The organism is Leisingera sp. M658 (genome assembly GCF_025144145.1).
Lineage (GTDB): Bacteria > Pseudomonadota > Alphaproteobacteria > Rhodobacterales > Rhodobacteraceae > Leisingera.
Genome location: NZ_CP083546.1, coordinates 3,853,709 through 3,869,702, shown reverse-complemented (window position 1 = coordinate 3,869,702; position 15,994 = coordinate 3,853,709). Strand labels below are relative to the sequence as shown.

General features: G+C 64.4%; 16 protein-coding genes. 9 read left to right on the top strand and 7 right to left on the bottom strand.

Features of this window, described 5'->3' with window-relative positions:
* Positions 1-377 precede the first annotated feature (377 nt).
* Positions 378-1,352, bottom strand: coding sequence for an iron exporter MbfA (mbfA, locus tag K3724_RS18925; RefSeq protein WP_259988180.1), 975 nt, complete (start codon positions 1,350-1,352; stop codon positions 378-380).
* 137 nt (positions 1,353-1,489) lie between these two features.
* On the opposite strand from mbfA, the gene K3724_RS18920 reads away from it, so the two are divergent.
* Positions 1,490-2,107 (top strand): TetR/AcrR family transcriptional regulator, encoded by a 618-nt coding sequence (locus K3724_RS18920; RefSeq protein ID WP_259988178.1) that lies wholly within the window; start codon positions 1,490-1,492, stop codon positions 2,105-2,107.
* Positions 2,108-2,159: 52 nt separating this feature from the next.
* Here K3724_RS18920 and K3724_RS18915 read toward each other — a convergent pair whose 3' ends face one another.
* Positions 2,160-2,636 carry a cytochrome c gene (locus tag K3724_RS18915; protein ID WP_259988177.1) on the bottom strand — a complete coding sequence of 159 codons (477 nt, stop codon included), beginning with the start codon at positions 2,634-2,636 and terminating at the stop codon, positions 2,160-2,162.
* 112 nt (positions 2,637-2,748) lie between these two features.
* Here K3724_RS18915 and K3724_RS18910 point away from each other — a divergent pair, with 112 nt between their 5' ends.
* From K3724_RS18910 to K3724_RS18900, 3 genes are all read left to right on the top strand, one after another.
* Positions 2,749-4,431: a DNA polymerase Y family protein gene (locus K3724_RS18910; RefSeq protein ID WP_259988175.1), complete on the top strand. Its 1,683-nt coding sequence runs from the start codon at positions 2,749-2,751 to the stop codon at positions 4,429-4,431.
* A 73-nt stretch (positions 4,432-4,504) separates the two neighbouring features.
* Positions 4,505-5,194, top strand: coding sequence for a helix-turn-helix transcriptional regulator (locus K3724_RS18905; RefSeq protein WP_259988173.1), 690 nt, complete (start codon positions 4,505-4,507; stop codon positions 5,192-5,194).
* 115 nt (positions 5,195-5,309) lie between these two features.
* Positions 5,310-5,654: a DUF2794 domain-containing protein gene (locus K3724_RS18900; RefSeq protein WP_259988171.1), complete on the top strand. Its 345-nt coding sequence runs from the start codon at positions 5,310-5,312 to the stop codon at positions 5,652-5,654.
* Between the two features lie 93 nt (positions 5,655-5,747).
* On the opposite strand, the gene K3724_RS18895 is transcribed toward K3724_RS18900, so the two are convergent.
* The 3 genes from K3724_RS18895 to K3724_RS18885 all read right to left on the bottom strand — a co-directional run bounded on the left by K3724_RS18895 (position 5,748) and on the right by K3724_RS18885 (position 8,389).
* Positions 5,748-6,572, bottom strand: coding sequence for a C40 family peptidase (locus K3724_RS18895; protein ID WP_259988169.1), 825 nt, complete (start codon positions 6,570-6,572; stop codon positions 5,748-5,750).
* A gap of 4 nt (positions 6,573-6,576) precedes the next feature.
* Positions 6,577-7,959: a M17 family metallopeptidase gene (locus K3724_RS18890; RefSeq protein ID WP_259992687.1), complete on the bottom strand. Its 1,383-nt coding sequence runs from the start codon at positions 7,957-7,959 to the stop codon at positions 6,577-6,579.
* Positions 7,960-8,044: 85 nt separating this feature from the next.
* Positions 8,045-8,389: a hypothetical protein gene (locus tag K3724_RS18885; protein ID WP_259988167.1), complete on the bottom strand. Its 345-nt coding sequence runs from the start codon at positions 8,387-8,389 to the stop codon at positions 8,045-8,047.
* 193 nt (positions 8,390-8,582) lie between these two features.
* Between K3724_RS18885 and K3724_RS18880 the strand changes: the two genes are divergently transcribed.
* Entirely contained in the window at positions 8,583-9,233 is a 651-nt protein-coding gene (locus K3724_RS18880) for a carbonic anhydrase (RefSeq protein ID WP_129372341.1), read from the top strand.
* Between the two features lie 2 nt (positions 9,234-9,235).
* On the opposite strand, the gene K3724_RS18875 is transcribed toward K3724_RS18880, so the two are convergent.
* Positions 9,236-10,399 carry a DUF3095 domain-containing protein gene (locus K3724_RS18875; protein ID WP_259988165.1) on the bottom strand — a complete coding sequence of 388 codons (1,164 nt, stop codon included), beginning with the start codon at positions 10,397-10,399 and terminating at the stop codon, positions 9,236-9,238.
* A 116-nt stretch (positions 10,400-10,515) separates the two neighbouring features.
* Between K3724_RS18875 and K3724_RS18870 the strand changes: the two genes are divergently transcribed.
* The 4 genes from K3724_RS18870 (at position 10,516) to K3724_RS18855 (ending at position 15,026) form a co-directional block, all read left to right on the top strand.
* Positions 10,516-11,688 carry an MFS transporter gene (locus K3724_RS18870; RefSeq protein WP_259988163.1) on the top strand — a complete coding sequence of 391 codons (1,173 nt, stop codon included), beginning with the start codon at positions 10,516-10,518 and terminating at the stop codon, positions 11,686-11,688.
* 82 nt (positions 11,689-11,770) lie between these two features.
* The gene (locus K3724_RS18865; RefSeq protein ID WP_259988161.1) at positions 11,771-12,793 is read left to right on the top strand and encodes an aspartate-semialdehyde dehydrogenase; all 1,023 of its coding nucleotides are present in this window, start codon (positions 11,771-11,773) and stop codon (positions 12,791-12,793) included.
* 132 nt (positions 12,794-12,925) lie between these two features.
* A complete protein-coding gene (locus tag K3724_RS18860) occupies positions 12,926-13,273 on the top strand; it encodes a hypothetical protein (RefSeq protein ID WP_259988159.1) in 348 nt (115 codons plus the stop codon).
* An 88-nt stretch (positions 13,274-13,361) separates the two neighbouring features.
* Positions 13,362-15,026, top strand: a complete 1,665-nt coding sequence (locus K3724_RS18855; protein WP_259988157.1) for a DUF4139 domain-containing protein — start codon at positions 13,362-13,364, stop codon at positions 15,024-15,026.
* A 191-nt stretch (positions 15,027-15,217) separates the two neighbouring features.
* Here K3724_RS18855 and K3724_RS18850 read toward each other — a convergent pair whose 3' ends face one another.
* Positions 15,218-15,988 carry an HpcH/HpaI aldolase/citrate lyase family protein gene (locus K3724_RS18850; protein WP_259988155.1) on the bottom strand — a complete coding sequence of 257 codons (771 nt, stop codon included), beginning with the start codon at positions 15,986-15,988 and terminating at the stop codon, positions 15,218-15,220.
* Positions 15,989-15,994: the final 6 nt, after the last annotated feature.

The following is a 15,994-nucleotide window of genomic DNA, read 5'->3' as shown; positions in this document are numbered from 1 at the left end:
GGGGATTGGTAACAAGAGCTGACCAATTGGCAAAGGCTGTTTTTGGCAAAAGGGGTGTGCTCCCGCCTGCTCATGGGCATCCTTCGGAATGCCTTTCGCAGTTGGGCGTGGCCCCGTGCTGCGCACGGGGCATGCGGTTCTGCTGAGACGCGCTTTAAGGGCAGGTGTGCCAAAAGAGCACCAAGTCAATTGTGAGACTGGCCATGACACCCTCAATGTTAGACCGCGCTAGCGGGCGGCGGCTTTGCCGACCTTGACCCTGAGAAGCCCGGTGTAACCAAAGGCGCACCCGCAGCGCGTCAGCGCTGCCGGGCCCAACCGGGGAGGGGCAGCCTTTGGCTGCTCCGGAGCGGGCGGGAGTGCTTCCTCTGCGGAACTCAGCCACTGCCGATCAGCATACCGGCGCCCAGCACCAGGGCGCCGCCCAGCACGACCTGCATGGTGGCGCGCCAGAACGAGGTTTGCATGAAACGGTTCTGGATCCAGGCGATGGCCCAAAGCTCCACAAACACGATCAGCAGCGCCAGCGTGGTGGCGGTCCAGAAGTCCGGGATCAGATAAGGCAGGGCGTGGCCGAGGCCGCCCACGGTGGTCATGATGCCGGAGGTCAGCCCGCGTTTCAGCGGCGAGCCGCGGCCAGAGAGTTCTCCGTCGTCGGAAGCCGCCTCGGTGAAGCCCATCGAGATGCCGGCCCCGACCGAGGCCGCCATGCCGACCAGAAATGTGGTCCAGGTGTCCTGGGTGGCAAAGGCGGTGGCAAAAATCGGCGCCAGGGTGGAGACCGAACCGTCCATCAGCCCGGCCAGCCCCGGCTGCACCCAGGTCAGCACGAACTGGCGGTGGGCGGCACGGTCCTCGTCCTGGCGCGTATCCGTGTCCAGATGCGTGTCTTGCAATTCGCCTGCGCGTGCCTGATGGCTGGCCTCAGCTGCGGCCAGATCACCCAGCAGCCTGCGGGTGGCAGCATCCCGGGTGCGGGCGGCGGCAGCGGTGTAGAAGCGTTCGGCGTCGCGCTCCATCGCGCGGGCCTCGCCGCGGATGCGGTCCAGGCTGAGGTTTTCCATCAGCCAGATAGGGCGGCGGGCATAGTAGCCCGCCACATGCTCGCGCCGGATCAGCGGAATTGCGGGCCCGAACCGGGCCTGGTGCAGGGTAATCAGCTGGGCGCGGTGTTCGTCTTCCTCGGCGGCCATGCCGTCGAACATCGCCGCGGTTGCCGGAAATTCTGCGCGCAGGCGCTCTGCATAGCCGCGGTAGATACGCGCATCATCCTCCTCGGAAGAGATCGCAAGGGCGAGGATCTCCTGCCCGGTCAGCTCCGCAAACCGCTTGCGCTGAGTGAAAAAACGCATCTGCTGCCCCTTAGTTTAGAATGATTCTAAATATAACGGTTCCGCGAGGGAGCGCAAGACGGTGCGGCTTATGCTGTTGCTATGCGGCAGCAGAGGCTACACTAGGTCCAGACCCGCAGGCAGCCAAAGGAACCCGCATGAATCAGCAAGCCAGCGTCCTGCGTACAGGCCGGAAATTTGATCAGGTCCTGGCAGGGGCCCGCGAGGTGTTCCTGGCTGACGGATTTGAGGGCGCGAGTGTTGACAACATTGCCAAGGCGGCGGGCGTGTCCAAGGCAACGCTGTACAGTTATTTCCCAGACAAGCGGGTGCTGTTTATGGAAGTGGTGCGTTCGGTCTGCGTGCAGCAGTCTGAAGCGTCGCTTGATCTGGCGGCGGGCAGTTGCGGCCCGCGCGAGGTGCTGCGGGTGGCGGCGGAGCATGTTCACGCGGTTCTGATAGGTGGTCTGAGCCTGCAGCTGTTCCGCATCTTTGTGGCCGAGGCCGACCGTTTCCCTGAGCTGGGGCCGATGTTCTATGAAAGCGGCCCGATGGTTTTGCACGGGCAGATTCGCGATTACCTGAAGATCGCCGCAGAGCGGGGCGAGCTGGCAATTCCGGATGCGGACCTGGCTGCCGCGCAATTCATTGAGCTGTGCAAGGCGGATATTTTCCTGCGTTTCCTGTTCAATATCGACGAGCATTTTACCGAGGCCGAACGCGAGCGGGTAATCGCCGGCGCGATCGAGACCTTTATGGCGCGGTTCGGCACCTGACGGCTGCGGGCGTGCCGGTCAGAGCGTGCCGGTTAATGCCTGCGGATCATCCTCAGTGCGTGGTGAAGTTGTTGGGCGTGTTGCGGTAGGTCTCGTGGCAGCTGAGACAGCTTTGCATCAGGCTGGGCAGGGTGCGGCGCAGGGCGGGCAGGGACCGGGTGCTGAGGTTCCTGGCTGCCGTTTCGGCGGTGTCTGCACGGGTTTTGAAATCCTTCCAGGCGTGCCAGATCAAGGGCCGCGCATGAGAGCGCGGATCCAGCTGCGGCTTCTTGAAATGCTTGCGGATGGTGCCGGTGGATCTGATCAGCTGCCGCCGGGCCGCGCGGGCCCTGTCCCGGTCAAAATATGTGCGCCCGGCCATCATGCTGGTCAGCACATCCATCGCGGCCTTTTGCGAGGTCATCAGGGCCATTCTGCGTGTCACGTGCTTGCTGGTGCCGTCCCTGGCTGTGACCGGGGCGGTGGTGCCAATGGCAAGAGCCGCAAGAATGACCATGAAGGCCATGGTTTTGAACAGGCGGATGGTCATTGCGCGGCCCCCGGGCGGATCGGCCGAATCGCATGACATGAACAAAATAAGAACATATGCTGTGGAACTCCTGTAATCTGCCGCCCGCCGGCCCCTGTTGCCCGATCTGCCCATGCCCCATCGCCGCATCTTATCGCTTTGGTTTCCGCGCCTTGGCGCCGAACGTATCATGCGGGCAGAGCGCGGCGGCATTGTCGGGCCGCTGGCCGTTGCCGAAGAAGTGTCCAACACCCAGGTTATTTCCGCGTTAAACACGGCGGCTTCGGCACAAGGTTTGCAGCCGGGCCAGCCGTTGCGCGATGCCCATGCGATGTGTGCGGCGCTGGTGGTGCGGCCGCGCAACCGGTCGGCTGAGGCGGCGTTCCTGGCCGCCCTCAGGCGCTGGGCCGGGAAGTTCAGCCCCTGGGTGGCAGAAGCCGGGGAGGACGGGCTGATCCTTGACCTTACCGGCTGCGCGCATCTGTTCGGCAGCGAGGCGGTGCTGATGGAGACGGCGGGGCGCGATTGCGCGGAGATGGGCCTCAGCGTGCAGATGGGGCTGGCGGATACCCTGGGCGCGGCTTGGGCGCTGGCGCGTTATGCGGGGGAGGACGCCGTGCCGGACCGCTCGGGCGATGCCATCGATCAGGAGGCCCGCGCGACCCGGGCCCGGGCGCAGAAACGCACGCCGGGGCACAGCGCCAAGCGCCGTCACTGGACCCGCGGCGGCGCGGCGCCGCAGCTGCAGGCGCCGCCGCCGCAGATGGGGCGGATTGCCGGGCCTGGGCAGGCTTACGGCGCGCTTGGGCCGCTGCCGGTGGCGGCGCTGCGGCTGGACACTGCCACGGTGGCGCAGCTGAACCGGCTGGGGCTTCGCCGGATTGGCGATCTGCTGGGGCAGCCGCGGGCCGGCCTGGCGCGCCGGTTCGGGCGCGGGCTGGTCTTGCGGCTGGATCAGGCGATGGGCAGCGCGCCGGAGCCGGTCTCGCCCGCGCGCAGCCCGGATCACTTTGCGGTGCGGCTGACCCTGCCGGAGCCGATCGGGCTGATGGAAGATCTGCTGGCAGGCATTGACCGGATGCTGCCCAGGCTCTGCGCCCGGCTGGAGGCGCGCGGCAAGGGCGCGCGGGTGCTGCGTCTGGAGGCGCACCGCTGCGACCAGGAAATGGAGGCCGTGACCCTGGGCCTGGCCCGTGCCAGCCGCGCGCCGGACCGCATCCGCCCGCTGCTGGAGATGAAGCTGGAACAGATTGATGCGGGCTATGGCATCGATATGCTGCGGCTGGAGGTGCTGCAGGCCGAAGCGATCCACGCCCGCACCCCCGCGGGCCATATGCAGGCGGGTGCTGCGGTGCAGGCGCGGCAGGAGGATGGCGCGGCGCTGGAAGATCTGATCGGGCGTCTGGGCGCGCGGCTGGGGCTGGAGGCCATCACCCGCTGCCACCCGGCAGAGAGCCATATTCCGGAAAAGACCTTCACCGTGCAGGCCGCAGCCTGGTCTGAGCCTGCCGCCGGGGACTGGCCGCGCCCGCCCCGTCCGCGCCCGCTGCTGATCTGGCGGCCCGAACTCGTTCATGCGCCAGAGCGGCCTGAGGTGCCGGAGCGTTTCCGCTGGCGGGGGCGCGACTGGGAGCCGGCGGCGGCAGAAGGCCCCGAGCGGATAGCCCCGGAATGGTGGCTGGAGGATCCGAACTGGCGCAGCGGCGTGCGCGATTACTGGGTGGTTGCGACCCGCAGCGGTGAACGGCTGTGGCTGTTCTTTGCCCATGGCGGCGCGCTGTCGCCGGGCTGGTTCTGTCATGGGTCGTTTGCGTGACGGGCCGGATAGTTCGATGCGCAGCGAAGGGTTTTGCTTGGGCCTGCCTGCGGGAACCGCTTAGGGTAAGAGCATGATCACACCGCGTTTCGACATTCTGGGCCAGGCCATCAGCGACGCCAGCCGCACGCAGATGCTGTGCGAGCTGATGGAGGGGCGCGCCTATACCAACAAGGAACTGGCTGCCGCTGCGGGGGTGACGCCGCAAACCGCTTCGGCGCATTTGCGGCTGTTGCAGGATGCCGGGCTGGTGGTGGCCGAAAAACGCGGCCGCTGTGTCTATCACCGGCTGGCAGGGCCGGAGGTGGCCCATGCGCTGGAGCAGCTGGCGGCGATTGCGCCTGCGGACAGCCTGCACCGCGCGCAGCGGCGCAAGGCGGGGGATCTGGCACAAGTGCGCAGCTGCTATGACCATTTGGCCGGGCCTTTGGCTGTGGCGATGACCCGCGCGCTTCTGGACCGCGGGATGCTGCGCGAGGAACACGGCGCCTTTCGCGCTGTTCCGGCCGGGGAATGGCTGAAACTTGGGGTTGTTCTGCCTGAGAAACCGGGCCGCCAGCCCTTTGCCCGGCCCTGTCTGGACTGGACCGAGCGCAAGCTGCATGTGGCGGGGCCGATGGGGCGGCTGATCCTGGATCACGCACTGGACAGCGGCTGGGTCAAACGCCACCGGCACAAGCGCGGGCTGGTGCTGACGGCGCCTGGAGCGCGCGCGCTGGAGCAGATTCTGGGCCTTAGCTGCGGCGGTCTGGTGGCGGCCTGAGGCAGGCCGGAGCGGGCTGAAAACAGGAGGCAGAGCCTGTGCGCCTTCTGCATCACACGAAAATTCGAAGGGGATAAACCTTGATTTGCCCCGGAAACGGCGCAACCTTTAATCTATGAGCTTTGATCAGGTGCAGCCTTTTCCCGGATCTCCCTACCCTCAGCAAGTCGCGTTCGACCGGCGGGAATTGTCGGTCATTCTATCCCTCTACGGGCGGATGGTTGCCGCGGGGGAGTGGCGCGATTACGGCATTGCCTCCCTGCGCGACCTGGCAGTTTTCTCCGTTTTCCGGCGCACGGCAGAGCACCCGCTTTACCGGATCGAAAAGCGCCCCAAGCTGCGGGTGCGGCAAGGGCAGTATTCGGTGGTCGGCATGGACGGGCATATTCTGAAGCGCGGGGGGGATCTGAAAACCGTTCTGCGGGTGCTGGAACGCAAGCTGATCCGGTCCGTGGACTAACGGGAGGGCTGCAGACGCGCGGGGACCGGAAAATTCAAATCTTCCGGTCAATAATCTTGCAAGATTATTGCCGCTTGGGGCGGCTGATGCGGATTACGCCAGCCGTTTGTGTCCGGTGACCGGGCCGTCGCCCTGGGCTTGAATACGTTTGATCGCCGTGCCGATCGCTTCGATCGCCACCGCCATATCGTGGGCATTGGCGTGGATCAGGGTTTCCGCGTCCCGGACCATGGCGACATGGCCCTTCCAGAACAGCAGATCGCCGCGCTGGTAGTCTGTATCAGGGGCGGGTTCGCCCAACTCTGCTTCCTGCATATTGCTGTCGCCGGGGCAGGCCGTGCCGCAGGCCAGCAGAGCCGCCTGCACCAGGCCGGAGCAGTCGATGCCGAACCGGCTGTTGCCGCCCCAGAGGTAGGGCGTGCCGAGAAATAATTCTGCCACCGCCACCGGATCAGCAGCATGGGCGCCCAGCGGCAACAGGTGGCAGGCGGGGATGAATCCCAAGTCGGTTTCAAGAAACCGCCCTGCGCCGCCCAGGACCTGCACCCGGCTGCCGTGGCTAAGCGCCTGCGTCTCCGGCGATTTGAAGTCATCCGCCGAATAGCTGTGGGTCGCCGGGGCGCTGACCCAATGGGTGGCTTCAAACGGCGCCGTGAGGGCAGTGCCGGGCACATATCCGACGTAGGAATCCTTGGCCGCTTGCAGGAATGACCAGCCCTGCCGGTCCTCGTAGACGGTCACCGGCTCGCCATAGACAAGCTGGCGGTCGCGGGTGCCGTCCGGTGTGCGCAACAGGTCTGCAACCGGAACGCCGATGCGGGCGGCGGTCCCCTCCACGGGTTCCAGGCCGGCGGGAACATCCGCCAGATGCACGGCGGCGATGCGGGAGTTCATGGGAGTACGGCGGCGGTCGGTCATGCTGCTAAAGCTCCAGCATGTCCGGCAGGGCGGCAAACAGCGCCCGGGCGCCCTGCAGGGCACCGCCCTTGGGCTGCCCGGGGGCGGCGCTGGGGGTCCAGCCGTAGATGTCGAAATGCATATATCGGGTGTCTCCGGCGAAACGGCGCAGGAACAGCGCGGCGGTGATCGAGCCTGCAAAACCGCCAGACGGCGCATTGTCCAGATCGGCGATGCCGGGTTCGATCATGGCCTCGTAAGGGTCATGGAATGGCATCCGCCAGACCGGATCGGCAGTGCGTGCCGCACTGGCTGCCAGCGCGGCGGCATCTGCATCATTGCCGGTATAGAAGGGGGAAAGGTCCGGGCCGACGGCCACGCGGGCAGCCCCTGTGAGGGTGGCCATGGAGATCAGCAGATCCGGCGTGTCCTCGGCTGCGAGCGCCAGTGCGTCGGCCAGCACCAGGCGGCCCTCGGCGTCGGTGTTGTTGTTCTCAATCGTCAGCCCCTTGCGGGACATCAGCACATCGCCGGGGCGGAAGGCAGAGCCGGACACGGCATTTTCCACTGCTGGAATAAGCACCCGCAACTGCAGTGGCAGTCCGGCGGCCATGATCATCCGCGCCAGCCCCAGCACATTGGCTGCGCCGCCCATGTCCTTTTTCATCAGTGCCATGCTGCTGCCGGGTTTGAGGTTCAGCCCGCCGGTGTCGAAACAGACGCCCTTGCCCACCAGGGTGAGCCGGGGGCCGGACGTGCCCCAACCGATATCGATCAGCCGCGGCGCGCGGTCCGAGGCGCGGCCCACGGTGTGGATCAGCGGGAAATTCTGGTCCAGCAGATCCGCGCCGGTGATCACAGAACAGCTGGCGCCGAACTCCCCGGCCAGGGCTTCGGCGGCTGCCTGAAGCTCTTGCGGGCCCATGTCAGAGGCAGGCGTATTGATCAGGTCGCGGGTCAGGAATTCGGCGGCAGCCAGTGATTCTACGGCGCCTGCATTCAGGCCTTCCGGCGCAACCAGTGAAGCGGTCTGTGCCGCGCTTTTCTTATACCGGTCAAAGCGGTAGGCGGTCAGCAGCCAGCCCAGCGTTTCGGTGGCAGCAGCTTCTTCCGGCAGGCCGGAAGCGATCCGGTACGTCCCGCCGGGCAGTTTCGCGGCAGCCTCGGCCAGCACGAAACGGCGGCGCGCGCGCTGGGCGGCGCTGCCAAAGCCGGCCAGGGCCATCTCAACCTTGCCATCTGCGCCTGGCACCGTGACGGCCTGACCGCATGTGCCGGTAAAACCCTGTGCCGAAACCCAAGCCTGAACGCGCTGCGGCTGGCCTGAAAGCCAGCTGTCAAAAGTGTCGCTTGCGATAACATGCACTGGACAGGTGTCCGGGCTGGACGCGGCAAAGACGGGCGGCATGGGCATACTCCGGTAGCGGATCAATAAGGATGCACCAGAGTAGCCGCCGCAGCGCCGCCTGCAAGCCCTGCCGGCCGCGGAAGTATCAGATCGTCATGTCCTGCTGATCCCAGACCGCGGTCAGTGAGCGTTCGCCCACCCGCATCAGCCGGAACAGGATCGCGGCAACCGCCGGAGCGTCCCCGGAATCAATGGCCACCGTCGCATCCCTGGCAATGGTTGCCAGCGCTGTCATGCCGATCTGATCGGCAATCGCAATCAGCGACCGCGCACTTTTGCGCAGGTTGATCATGTCATTCTGCCGCCACAGACGCTCGCAATGCGTCAGGCGGACAGCCATTTCTTCGACCGCCCGGCACACCACATCTTCGGCGCCGGTTTCTCCAAGCTGCTCATACAGCGCGGAGAGTTTGTCCGGATCCAAGCGCACTGTTTCAGAACGTATTACTGTTAGTATATTGGCCACCACATTCACCCAAATTCTATGTGCCCCCACGGCACAACTGCCAATTTGAAGCCCACAAGTTTTCAAAAGGTTTCTGAAGGGCGGCTCAAATCGCTCGAATTTGCGGACAATGCAGGGTAACACGTCCGGCAACGTGCAACGATCGGAGGATTCGACAATGGACTTTGCCAAACCTCTCCCCAGTTATCTGGTGACCCGCTATCACGGCTGGAAGGCCACATCATATGAGGAAAACCAGGGCTGGTACCGCCGCCTGGCGACCGAAGGCCAGCGTCCGCGGGCCATGGTGATTTCCTGCTGTGACAGCCGGGTGCATGTGACGTCGATCTTCGGTGCCGACCAGGGCGAGTTCTTTATTCACCGCAATATTGCCAATCTGGTGCCGCCGTTTGCACCGGATGGCGATCACCACGGCACCTCGGCTGCAGTGGAATATGCAGTGACCGCGCTGAAGGTGTCGCATCTGATCGTGCTGGGCCATTCACAGTGCGGCGGCGTGCAGGGCTGTATCGACATGTGCAAAGGCAACGCGCCGCAGCTGGAAGAGAAGACCAGTTTTGTCGGCCGCTGGATGGATATTCTGAAGCCCAAGTTCGAAGGCGTCGCAGGTATTGAGGATCCAGACCTGCAAGCGCGCCAGTTCGAGCGCCAAGCTGTTGTTGCCTCATTGGAAAACCTGATGACCTTTCCCTTTATCGAATCGTCGGTGAAGGCCGGACAGCTGAGCCTGCATGGCCTGTGGACCGATATCGGCGAGGGCGGGCTGGAATGTTATGATCCCAAGACGGGCGCGTTTGCGCCTGTCTGACGTCATCCCGGATTTTTGCCGCCACCAAAAGCAGCCGCCAGATTGGCGGCTGCTTGCGTATAGCCGCCGCCGGCCCCATCGACAAAGTGGACGTGGTCGTCCTCAACCGGCGAGGGCACGATGCAGGTGACCATGGCGGCGTCCTGTTCGTGCAGGCCGAAATGCACCAGCCCCGCCCCGGCGGCCTGTTGCAGGCGGTCGCGGATCCGGGTGCTGATGGCCGGCGTGCAATCCAGTGTCATCTTCAGCCCGTCATCAAATTTGCGAAAATCGGAATGGGCTTTGAGAACCGACAGGTAATGCACCGGGTCAAAGGCGCCCACGGGGCGTTTCAAGGCGAAGATCAGCCCGGCAAAGAGGCTGTGTGAGAAAAGATAAAACTTCCGCAAAATCACCGGCAATTTACCGCGGGACGCCTGGGCTTCCAAAGCCAGGCCGGAGGGTGGAAAGCGCAGTTTGGGACCGGAATCGGGCACCGGGTGGCCGTCTTCCGCAAGTTCGGAGGCCAGATCCAATAATTCTGCCGAGAGCCGGGCAAAGGCCCGCGGGCTGGTACCCGGCGCGGGCTGGGCAACCACCGACAGGATAATGCCATTGCGCGCCGGAGTGTTGCTCCAGCGGCAGGACAGGCCGTTGAGGTCCGGGGGGGCGGCGTGCGGGGCGGCGGGCACTTCGAAGGCGCCGGCCTTCATCTGCGCCTCGGCCCAGGCCAGGCCGCCGCCGTTGAACATGGCGAAATCCGCGTGTTCCGACACGGCATAGCGGGCAATCCGGACGTCCAGCCCCTCGGCACGGATCCAGCCCATCGGCAGCATCGCAGCCCGCAGGCTGACACCGAATTCCGCTTCGGTCCAGCTGCGCAGACCTGCCAGCACCTGTTTGGCGGTGTCCTTGTGCCGCGGCGGCACCGCAAAGGAGGCGCCGTCACCGCCGAAAACATAGGGGAAGGCCTCGCCCTCAAGCGCGTTGCGCATGGCGGCGATCACCGCGGCGCCGATCATGTTGACCGTTTTGTAGCGGCCTGCAGCCGCCAGCCCGGTGGAGTTCACGATATCGGTGCAGCACAGGTGCCAGTCCGGCGGCAGCGGCACAAAGGCCTCTGGCGCGGCAAGGCTGTCGAAAGACCGGGTGCTTGCCAGGCCGGAATAGAAAGTGTCTGTCGTCATTCCGTTCCCGCCCCAGTATCCCGTGCCAGTGACCTGCTGTTCCTACCTAAACGAATTGTGTGCCGGGGCCAAACATGCAAGCTGTGCCGCGGAAACGGCAAACCGGGGGACGGGAAATGCAGGCAGGATTGGTCTTATTGTGCCTGGCTTATGTACTGAGCCAGTTTTTCCGTGCGTTCCTGGCGGTGCTGTCCAGCGTGCTGGCACAGGATATCGGGGCGGCGCCGGATGATCTCGCCTTTGCCTCGGGCATGTGGTTCCTGTCCTTTGCCGTTATGCAGCTGCCGGTGGGCTGGGCGCTGGACCAGGCAGGGCCGCGCCGGACCGCGGCGCTGCTGCTGCTTTTGGGCGGTGGCGGCGGAGCGGCGCTGTTTGCCGCGGCCACCGGCCCCTTGCATGTCAGTATCGCGATGTTTCTGATCGGTATCGGCTGTTCGCCGGTGCTTATGGCCTCATATTACATCTTTGCGCGCCAGTACCCGCCTGCACGCTTTGCAACCCTGGCGGCGCTGATGCTGGGGGTGGGATCGGCCGGCAATCTGGTGGCCTCTTACCCGACGGCGCTGGCGGTGGACCTGTTCGGCTGGCGGGAGACGCTGGCGGGACTGGCAGTGGTTTCCGTGGCGGTGGCGGCGGGAATTTTCCTGACCGTTTCAGACCCGGAAAAGCCGGATGGCGAGCACAAGGGATCGGTGCTGGATCTGCTGAAGATGCCGGTGATGTGGGCGATTTTTCCGCTGATGCTGGTGTCCTATGCGCCCTCCGGCGCGCTGCGGGGGCTGTGGATCGGGCCGTATCTGAATGACCTTTACGGGCTCAGCACCCAAGCTGTGGGGCTGGCGACACTGGTGATGGGGGCGGCAATGATTGCCGGCACCTTTGCCTATGGGCCGCTGGACCGGGTGCTGGGCAGCCGCAAATGGGTAATCCTGGGCGGCAATGTTTTAAGCTGTGCTGCACTGGGCGGGCTGATCCTGGCGGCGGGCGCGCCGGTCTGGGTGCCCGTTGCGATGATGGCGGTGGTCGGGTTCTTTGGCGCCTCTTTCCCGGTAATCATGGCGCATGGCCGGGCCTTTGTGCCGCCGCATCTGGCGGGGCGGGGCGTTACCCTGCTCAACCTGTTCGGCATCGGCGGCGCGGGAATCATGCAGTTTGCCACTGGCCGTATCCATGTGGAAATGGCCGGAGCGGACCCATCTTTGCCCTATATGGGGATTTTCGCCTTCTTTTTGGTCTGTCTGGCGTTGGGTTGCGCAATTTATCTGTTCAGCCGGGACAGCATGGACTGATCCGGGACTTTAAACTTGCCCCCAGAGGGATTATCACTCCGGCGCCGGCCATGGGGCCGGGTATTACTGGAGAAACAGACAAATGGGTTACCGCATCGTCGTCGTTGGCGCCACTGGCAACGTGGGCCGCGAAATGCTGAACATCCTGGCCGAGCGCCAGTTCCCTGTGGATGAGATCGCTGTGCTGGCCAGCCGCAAATCTCTCGGCACTGAAGTCAGCTTTGGCGATAAGACACTGAAGACCCAGGATCTGGACACCTTTGATTTCACCGGCTGGGACATGGCGCTGTTCGCCGTGGGGTCCGCCGCGACCAAGGACTACGCGCCCAAGGCAGCGGCCGCAGGCTGCACTGTGATCGATAACTCGTCGCTTTACCGCTACGATCCGGAGATTCCGCTGATCGTGCCCGAGGTGAATCCGGAAGCGATTCACGGTTACGCCAAGAAAAACATCATCGCCAACCCCAACTGCTCGACCGCGCAGATGGTTGTGGCGCTGAAGCCGCTGCATGACCGCGCCAAGATCAAGCGCGTTGTCGTCTCGACCTATCAGTCGGTATCCGGTGCCGGCAAAGAGGGCGCCGACGAGCTGTGGGACCAGACCAAATCGATCTATAATCCGACCTCTGATGTGCCGCCGAACAAGTTCCAGAAGCAGATTGCCTTTAACGTCATCCCGCAGATCGACGTGTTCATGGAAGACGGCACCACCAAAGAAGAGTGGAAGATGGTGGTGGAGACCAAGAAAATCGTCGATCCGGCGATTAAGGTCACCGCAACCTGCGTCCGCGTGCCGGTGTTTGTCGGCCACTCGGAAGCTGTGAACATCGAGTTCGAGGAGTTCCTGGACGAGGACGAGGCCCGCGACATCCTGCGCGAGGCGCCGGGCGTCATGGTGATCGACAAGCGGGAAGCCGGCGGCTACGTGACCCCGATCGAATGTGTGGGCGATTTCGCCACTTTCATCAGCCGGATCCGTCAGGACTCGACCATCGAGAACGGCCTGAACCTGTGGTGCGTGTCGGACAACCTGCGCAAGGGCGCGGCCCTGAACGCGGTGCAGATTGCCGAGCTCCTGGGCCGTGAGGTTCTGAAAAAAGGCTAAGCCTTATATCCTTTTGGTGAGGGGGCTGCTTCGCAAGAGGCGGCCCCTTTTCTTTTGCACGGCTGCCCGGCGGCAGGCCGCTCCGGTAGGTTGAGGGAGACAGGAACAACAGCAGACCTAAGGACCAAAGCCATGATCGCACTGCAGGATTTCAGCCGCTCCGCCCCCGTTTCCGCAACTCTGCCTTTTGGCGCCATGGCGGCTGTTCCGCCGCAGCCCAAGCTGAATTGCGCATCCGCGGCAGAGTTGCGGCAGCAGCTGGCGGCGGATTTCGCCGCCTCCGGCGACTGGTTCACCCTGTGCCGGGGCCTGCGCCGCAAGGGTATCTGTTTGCGGATGCGTGGCGGGGATCTGTGGGTCTATGACGCGTTGAGCCTGGCGGCGATCTCCTCCTGCGAGGATCTGGGGATCGACACAGATGAACTGGAGCTGCGCTTTGGCCCGTCGCAGCCGCAGCAGGCCGCCGCGCATGGTGCCTGAGCGTGCTGGCCACGCCGCAGACTGAAGGATAGGCTTGGCATCAGGCGGGCAGTTCCGGCCCGCCATCTTGATTGATTGAGAGATGCCAATGAGATTTTCCTTGATGGCTTTTGCCGTTTGTTCCTTTGTTCAGGCTGCCGCATCCGCTGTAGCGGCCGATACCATTTCTGTCAGCAGCCGGGTGTCCGAAGTGACCCTTTATCCCGGCCTGGCCGAGGTGACCCGGCACGCTGCAGTCGCGCTGCCTGAAGGGCGGCACCGGCTGATCCTGCAGAATGTGCCAAAGTCGGCGCTGCTGGAGACCCTGCAGGTTGAAATCACCGGCGCCCGCCGCATCGCCACTTTGTTGCGCGAGGACTACGTGCCGCCGCGGGATGCGGACGACCCGGAGGTCGAGGCCGCCGAAGCACGGATCCGCGATCTGGAGGCTCAGGTTGCTTCGGTCCGGGATGAGGCTGCGGGCGCCCGCGCCGGAGTACGGGCAGCAGAGGCATCAATCGGGTTCCTGCAGCAGCTTGGCGGCAATGAGGGCCTGGCTCAGGCGGATGCATCGGCTTTGAGTGAAATTGCGCGGATGATCTCCCGGGAGGCCGGCAAGGCGAGCCAGACAGCGGTGGAAGCTGAAGCCGGGGCACGCCGGATTGAGCTGCGTCTGGAAGCACTGGACGAAGACCTGGCAGCGGCCCGCGCGGCGCTGGCGGCCATCGCGCGGGAGGACAGGGACCGGCTGTACATTGCGGTGGACGTTGAGGCAGAACAGGCGGGCGAAGGCACGGTAAGGCTTAGCTATTTCACCGCCGGAGGCGGTAATATCGGCTGGCAGCCGTCTTATGAAATGCATCTCAGCACTGGGGATGCGGCTGAGGTTACCCTGAAACGCGCGGTTACGCTGGTGCAGGATACCGGCGAGAACTGGCAGGATGTGGCATTGACCCTGTCAACTGCGGTGCCATTTGGTCAGGGCAGCCCGTCGGCTTTGAACCCGTGGCTGCGCCGGATTGAAGAACCAGAGCCACCCCGCGCTCGGAAATCACTTGGTCTGGACGTGGCGGAAATGTCTGCATTTGCCGAGCCGGCGCTTGAGGCGCCAGCCTTTGCGCAGGATGCCCGTGGCGGATGGGGAGTTGACCTGGGCGGTGCGGCTGCGACCTACAGGTTTGAGCTGCCGCTTTCGATTGCTTCCGGCGCGGACTTGCTCCGGCTGGAAATGGATAGCCTGTCTGCTGCGGCTGAATTGACCGCGGTGGCGGTTCCTTCGCGGGATGAAACCGCTTACCGGGTGGTGAAGTTCACCAACAGTTTCGGCGAGCAGCTGCTGGCCTCGGATGAGGTGCCGCGTTTCGTTGACGGCAAGCTGATCACTGTCGAGAATTTTGCCGGGCTGGCACCGGGAGCGGAGATGAAGGCGGGATTCGGCCCGATCGAAGGCTTGCAGCTGCGCCGCGATGTGCTGCGGCAGAGCGAGGGGGAACAGGGGCTGATCTCGCGCAGCAACGCACAGGTGCAGAAGGTCGAGATCATGGTGGAGAACCTGACAGGGCAGGACTGGCCTTTGCGTGTTCTGGACCGGGTGCCCTATTCGCAGCAGGATGATCTGGAGATCGAGTGGAGTGCGAAACCGCAGCCTACGGCAGAAAACGTCGAGAAGCAGCGCGGCATCCTGGCCTGGGACATGGAGCTTGAGGCGGGGCAGAGCCGGACTATCCGGTTGGACACCACGCTAAACTGGCCCGAGGATATGGTGCTGCGCTGACCCGGGTGCTGCGATGGCGGCACAGGAGATGCTCCCGCCCGTCGTCAGACATTGAAAATGCCTTCCTCCCGTTGGGCGTGGCACCGCGTATGGCGCGGTGCCACGCCCAAGGCCGCTGCCGGTGCTCTGGCTTTGCCAGGGCGGCGGGCGGGCGCGGGAGAGCTTCGCTTTTGAAGGTCTGAGGGGCTGTGTTACTCTGCCTTCCAGCGTGCGGCCAGATCGCGGGCATTGCGGGCAAGCACCATCACGTCGATGCCGACGGCCAGAAATTGTGCCCCCATGTCTGCGTAGGACTGAGTGGCTTCATCCGTGGTGCCGAGGATGCCAGGCGCCAGGCCTGCGGCCTTGATCCGCTGGATGGCATTGGCAATCACCGCGCGCACTTCGGGATGGGCTGAATTGCCCTGATGGCCCATGTCAGTGGACAAATCCGCCGGGCCAATGAAAACGCCATCGATGCCCTCGATCAGCAGGATCTCGTCCAGCGCCTCAATCCCAGCGCGGTTTTCCACCTGAACCAGCAAGCAGATTTCCTGGTCGGCAGTCTGGATGTACTCGCTGACCGAACCAAACATGGTTGCCCGCGCTGCCGTGGCACCGACACCGCGCAGTCCCCGGGGCGGGTAGCGGCAGGCACGGACCAGCTCGCGGGCCTGATCGGCGCTTTCGACAATCGGCACCAGCACCGTTTGCGCGCCGGCATCCAGCACTTGCTTAATCATCCAGGTCTCGCCAATTGGCACCCGCACCACGGGATGGCTGGGCGAGGCCACCAGCGCCATCAGTTGGTCGCGGATCGAGCGGATGTCGTTGGGCGCATGTTCGCCGTCGATCACCAGCCAGTCAAAGCCGCAGGTGCCCATGATCTCGGCGATCTGGCCGTCGGCAAAGCTCATCCAGCAGCCGATCTGGCGTTTGCCCTGTGATAGAGCCTGTTTGAAGGGGTTCTTGGGCGCGGGCATGGGGTC